The 5,848-nt window shown below is 59.2% G+C and carries 6 protein-coding genes; 2 read left to right on the top strand and 4 right to left on the bottom strand.

The genetic code is table 11. The features are described from left to right. From ltrA to ACXRVY_RS15240, 3 genes are all read right to left on the bottom strand, one after another. On the bottom strand, positions 1-1,267 hold a 1,267-nt coding region (gene ltrA / locus ACXRVY_RS15250), incomplete at its 3' end, for a group II intron reverse transcriptase/maturase (RefSeq protein WP_458237683.1). Positions 1,268-1,756: 489 nt separating this feature from the next. Next, positions 1,757-2,164 carry an HPF/RaiA family ribosome-associated protein gene (locus tag ACXRVY_RS15245; RefSeq protein ID WP_007986797.1) on the bottom strand — a complete coding sequence of 136 codons (408 nt, stop codon included), beginning with the start codon at positions 2,162-2,164 and terminating at the stop codon, positions 1,757-1,759. A gap of 214 nt (positions 2,165-2,378) precedes the next feature. Next, positions 2,379-3,326 (bottom strand): LysR substrate-binding domain-containing protein, encoded by a 948-nt coding sequence (locus ACXRVY_RS15240; RefSeq protein WP_008046773.1) that lies wholly within the window; start codon positions 3,324-3,326, stop codon positions 2,379-2,381. Positions 3,327-3,461: 135 nt separating this feature from the next. On the opposite strand from ACXRVY_RS15240, the gene ACXRVY_RS15235 reads away from it, so the two are divergent. Beyond that, positions 3,462-4,838 carry an L-serine ammonia-lyase gene (locus tag ACXRVY_RS15235; protein WP_223463380.1) on the top strand — a complete coding sequence of 459 codons (1,377 nt, stop codon included), beginning with the start codon at positions 3,462-3,464 and terminating at the stop codon, positions 4,836-4,838. 309 nt (positions 4,839-5,147) lie between these two features. Next, positions 5,148-5,465: a DUF3509 domain-containing protein gene (locus tag ACXRVY_RS15230; protein WP_115948075.1), complete on the top strand. Its 318-nt coding sequence runs from the start codon at positions 5,148-5,150 to the stop codon at positions 5,463-5,465. Here the strand turns inward: ACXRVY_RS15230 and ACXRVY_RS15225 are convergent. Beyond that, positions 5,462-5,848, bottom strand: a 387-nt coding sequence (locus ACXRVY_RS15225) for a phosphate-starvation-inducible protein PsiE (protein ID WP_458237682.1), incomplete at its 5' end; no start/stop codon positions are given. The two genes, ACXRVY_RS15230 and ACXRVY_RS15225, sit on opposite strands and share 4 nt — an antisense overlap.

Here is a 5,848-nt window from a genome sequence, read left to right as displayed (position 1 = left end):
CGTTGAGCCCTAGACGCATCAAGTTGCGCGCCCTCGTCGAGGGCTGCTTCCATTGGCGCCAGATGATACAGCGAAGTTTGTGACGCACCCAGCCATCAAGATACTCAAGTGGCCGCTTGCTCTGACTCAGCTTGAAGTAGCCAGCCCAACCRCGCAGTACGGGGTTTATCCGCTCGATGACGCTCGCCACTTTGTGGCTTCGCGTTGTGCGCAGCARRCTTCGRAGTCGGTCGCGTARGCGATCCAGACTCATCGTTGCCACTCTTAGTCTCGGCTGTTGATGCCAGCTCATCCCATAGCCCAAGTAATCACACATCCACGACCCGGCTACTCGGCTCTTTTCCCGGTTCAGCGTCAGTTTCAGGCGCTCGCTCAGGAAACGCTCAACGCTGGCCATCACCCGTTCACCTGCKCGACGACTGCGCACATAAATGTTCGCGTCATCGGCATACCGCACGAAGCGATGGCCCCGCCGCTCCAATTCACGATCAAGTTCGTTGAGCAGGATATTCGACAGCAACGGCGAGAGCGGGCCGCCTTGCGGCGTCCCTTCCTGCCGTCGGCTGACGAGGCCGCCTGACATCGTTCCCGCTTCGAGGTAGCGACGGATCAGCGTGAGGACGCGTTTGTCTTCGATTTGACGCGCAACATGGGCCATCAGAACATCATGGTTGACCCGATCAAAGAACTTCTCCAGATCGAGTTCCACGCACCAGCGGTGACCCGCCGCCGCGTGGGCACGGGCCGTTTCGATAGCTTGATGAGCGCTTCTGCCCGGACGAAAGCCGTAGCTGTAGTCCGAGAACAGCGGATCAAAGATAGGTGTGAGCTGTTGCAGCAAAGCCTGTTGGATCAGGCGATCCACGACRCWGGGRATACCCAGTTGCCGTGTTCCGCCTTTGGGYTTGGGGATGTCGACGGCGCGTACACCTTGCGGKTGGTACTCGCCGGCCAGCAACCGRGYCTTGAGGATCGGCCAATACTGTTTCACRTAGCCYGCCAATTGGTCGACCGTCATGCCATCGGCACCCGGYGCRCCCTTGTTGCTGACTACGCGTTGATACGCACGCTTGAGGTTGGCCGGTGCAAGCACCCGCGCCATCAGCGTGTCCGGCTCCGCGTTCGTCCACGTCACAGACGCCGTCGATGCTTGCGCCCTGTCAGCCGTCATCCTCGGATACCGTCCGGGACTTGGGGTAACAGTTTTCTCTGGGAGAATATTCTGCGTTTCAACATTCGACGAGACTCTGACGCCTACTGGCGGCATAACCTGTTCGGCCCTTGGTGACGGGGTTAYTCGCCACTTACTACGGCTTCRGCTGACTTCTGCACGCTCATCCCGTCGCCTCTCGACGCTCGGTAGCACAATGGCAAACGTGCAGATCTCCCAGGGTAATTCGCGCGACCTTCCTGCTTATGCCTGTCGGATCTACGTCACAGCGTTCTGTGCAAGTATCGGGCTTTGAAGATGCTTGCCTYCTTACCCCGCTGCGCCGCCTCTATCCGCTTCCTGTTCGTCAGGCCAGCATTTTGCCTCGGGCTTCCTTCAGATTCGCAGTCACCCGCGACACCCTTGCCTCTGGCTAACACTTCCCCTTGCCGGGTGTGTAGAGGACTTTCACCTCCAAGTCACCAGCGAGGCCACCACAGCCAAGCTGGTTGCGCTTACGCGCAACGCGCCATGCCTGGCGCACAAACAAAACGGGCCTGCAATGCAGGCCCGTTTTCATGGGAAGGTAAAAAAGTGAATCAGGTGTCAGCCGTTAAGTGCTGCCTGTTCGTTCTCAAGAAACTCTTCTTCCAGCAGATGGTCGGCATGGGCGCCACTCTCGATGGGCACCACATTGGCTCGTTTGCCGCGCAATTTGCCGAACATATGCTCCAGCGCATGTTCAAGCTTGGTGGCCGCTCCGTCGATCGCCTGCTCCATGGTGGAGGCTTTATGGGTGACGGAAACCGGTTGATGGCCTTTTGGCCGCGCCTCCAGTTGGCAGCGCATGTCGTGGGGACCCGGCTTGTCGCCGTTCTCGTCCCGCAGGTGAACCTCGACTCGTGTCAGGTCCTCTTCGTAGCGTTCGAGCGTGCTCTCAATGGTCGTACGTACCCACTCCTCCAGTCGTTTACTGCCTTGAATATGGTTATCGCTATTGACTTGGATTTGCATAGTTCATCCCTTATTTCAGCTAGCTCGCGAGAGGCCGGTCAGCTAAGCCCTTGGGCGTCGTCACCGTGACCTCTTACTTACACAATCGGTCTGTACGCTGAACAATTCAACCCCTGAAAAAAGATAAATATTCATACGCAAAAAAAGCCGGACAACGAGCAAAAGCACTGTTACTGTCGGGAGTTGGGTCGCCCTGCTCTTACGTAATAATTGCTCACATTTGCCGCTCCCCCAACGGGTGCAAGCTGCGAAAAGCGCCCGCCTCCTCCACCAACCAATCGTGCACCGCGCGCACACCCGGATGGCTCAATGCCCCTGGTGCGTAAAGCAGCATGTAGCGCTTGTGATTGGGCACCGCCAGGCCGAACGGCACGATCAACGCCCCACGCTCCAGCTCATCGTTGAGCAGTGTCCGTCGGGCAATCGCCACCCCCATCCCGGCGATGGCCGCTTCGATCGTCAGGTGATTGCGATTGAAGGTATGCCCGCGTCGCACATCCGCCCCCTCGAAGCCGATGGCGTTGAGGTAAAACTCCCATTCCGCGTACTCATAGCTGCCGCGCCAGGCGGTGATGTCGTGCAGCAAGGGGAAGTGCATCAGGTCTGCCGGACCGTGCAGCGGCGGACGACCGCGCAACAGGCTCGGCGCGCACACCGGAAAAATCTGCTCATCGAGCAAGGCTGTGGATAACAGGCCGGGGTAACTGCCGTCGTTCAGGTCGATCGCCAGGTCGAAGTCGCCTTCATGCAACGGTACGCTGCTGTCCTCGGCTACCAGGCGCAACTGAATATCCGGAAAACGCTGCTGCAAACGCGGCAGGCGTGGCGTCAGCCATTTGCTCAGGAACGACGGAATCGAACGTACCCGCAGAATCCCGCTGATCATGCCCGCATCCAGTCGCCGCAATTCCGCGTCGATGCTGCCAAATGCCTCGTTGACGGTAATGGCCAGGCGCTGGCCCTCGGCGCTCAGCTCGACTCCGCGGGCGCGGCGGTGAAACAGGCGAAAACCCAGGCGCTCTTCCAGCTGGCGGATCTGCTGGCTGACGGCTCCCGGGGTGATGTGCAGCTCCTCGGCGCAACGGGTGAACGACAAGTGCCGCGCGGCACAGGCAAACACGTTCAGCCAGACATACGTCTGGGCGTGTAATTGACGACTCATCGTTTAGTCCTGCTAAAGGATGTCTTAGGAATYTTCGTTGGTCACGTAGGACCTTGGCAGGCAGTATCGCCGACATTGCGCTTGTCCTACAAAAATGGCGGCGATTCCTCTTCCATTGCTTGTATAGGCTTTAGCATGGCTATCAGTGTTTTCGATCTCTTCAAAGTCGGCATCGGCCCGTCCAGTTCCCATACCGTCGGTCCGATGCGCGCCGCCGCAACCTTTGCCCAAGCGCTGGTCGATCAGGGTTTTCTGGCTGATGTGCGACGAGTGGAAATCCGCCTCTACGGTTCTCTGTCAGCGACCGGTGTCGGCCACGCAACGGACCGCGCCTGCGTCATGGGCCTGATGGGCGAATGGCCCGACCGCATCGATCCCACCACCATCGACAGCCGCATTCACACCCTGCGCGAAACCGGTCAGTTGCCTCTGGCAGGCATTGCGGACATTGCCTTCGACTGGCAACGCGATCTCCTGCTGCTAGACGAAAGCCTGCCCTACCACCCCAACGCCATGTCCCTGACAGCTTTCGGTGAAACCGGCCAATTGTTCGAGCAAACGTACTACTCGGTTGGCGGAGGTTTCATCATTGAAGCGGCTGAAGCCGAATCCGGTATCGCACCGGCTGGCGATGTGGTGCTGCCTTACGATTTCTCCAGCGCCGCCGAGCTGCTCAAACTGTGCAACCAGCACGGGCTGCGGGTGAGCGAACTGATGATGGCCAACGAACGGGCTTGGCGCAGTGACACGCAGATCCGCCAGGGCCTGCTGAATATCTGGTCGGTGATGCGTGAATGCGTCGAGCAAGGCTTGCGCCACGAAGGCGTCCTGCCCGGCGGTCTGAATGTTCCACGTCGAGCAGCGAAACTGCATCGCAGCCTGCAGGAAATCGGCAAGCCGAATGTCATTACGTCCACTTTGTCGGCAATGGAATGGGTCAACCTGTACGCCCTTGCCGTCAACGAAGAAAACGCAGCCGGCGGGCGCATGGTCACGGCGCCGACCAACGGCGCGGCAGGGATCATTCCGGCGGTGCTGCACTACTACATGAAATTCAATGCCGATGCGTCTGACGACGACGTAGTCGCGTTCTTCCTGGGTGCAGCGGCCGTCGGCATCCTGTGCAAGAAAAACGCTTCGATCTCCGGGGCCGAAGTCGGTTGTCAGGGTGAAGTCGGCTCCGCCTGCGCCATGGCCGCCGCGGGCTTGGCAGAGGTGCTTGGCGCCACCCCGGAGCAGCTGGAAAACGCCGCCGAAATCGGCCTGGAACACAACCTCGGCCTCACCTGCGACCCGGTTGGCGGACTGGTGCAAGTGCCGTGCATCGAGCGCAACGCAATCGCCGCAGTGAAAGCCATCAACGCCACGCAAATGGCCCTGCGTGGCGACGGCCAGCACTTCATTTCCCTGGACCGGGTGATTCGCACCATGCGCGACACCGGCGCCGACATGCACGACAAGTACAAAGAGACTTCACGGGGCGGACTGGCGGTGAACTGGGTGGAATGTTGATCGCTTTGGAGGCACGTCGAGGTTTATTGCCCTGAAACGTGCAGAAAACGCGGCCCCCGTAGGAGCGAGCTTGCTCGCGATGGTTGTGAACGATAACGCGCCAAACCAGATGGTTTGCGGCGCCTGAAGGTTATTCGCGAGCAGGCTCGCTCCTACAGAACGTGTTTTCTGTCCGACAATTTTGTCGGCATGCCCCTTGCTACATCCTTGCTGGAACAATGATGGCGAGATGACCGGTGGTCAGGCATTGCGAACCAACCCGATCACGGCCGGTCAACAACTGCACGTTCAATCAGGCGGTGACGCATCATGGACAACCCTTTCCAGCTCATTACCGATGCTTTTGCAGCGGATTACCAGATCAACCTGAGCATTCAAGGCCTGGACGGCAGCATCATGCTGACGCTTTCCAACAGTGGCCGCGTGGTGGCCAAACGCATGATCAGCGCCGAACAACGCAATGACCCCCAACGTCTCAAGCGTCTGGTTCAAAGCATTCAATTCGGCATTGCCATCGAACAAGGCGACAGTGCCGTGGCCATCCTCGAATCCATGACCGATGGCGGCACGCGCAACCTGCCGCCACCCTCCACCAAAGGCCGGCCCCGACCCGCCATTGGGCTTTAAAGCTCGCCCTTTTCTACTTCCGGATGCTCACTGGAGCCCGCACCTGTTTTGCGGTGTGGGTTCTCGATCTTCACCGAAGGAAATTGCGACGAAGCGTAACGCACCACCAGAATCGCAAACGCCAGCAGCAGAATCCCGCCGCACAGGTAGATGATCCCCAGGTCCGGCGGGTTGTGGTGCGARACGTTGGAGATCAGCARCCGCGTCAGCGCGGTGATCGCCACGTARATCAGGAARCGCACCGGCATGTGATTGGTCTTGAAGTARATCCCGACCATMGCTCCCAGTTCCAGATAGATGAACAGCAGCAAGATGTCATCGATCTTGATGTGCCCCTCCTCGATCATCCCGAGGAATTCCATCACCGCCGCCCACGCGGTCAC

The organism is Pseudomonas sp. P5_A2_2, assembly GCF_054177685.1.
Note: the sequence above shows the minus strand (reverse complement) of the source record. Positions and strands in the feature narration are given on the sequence as shown.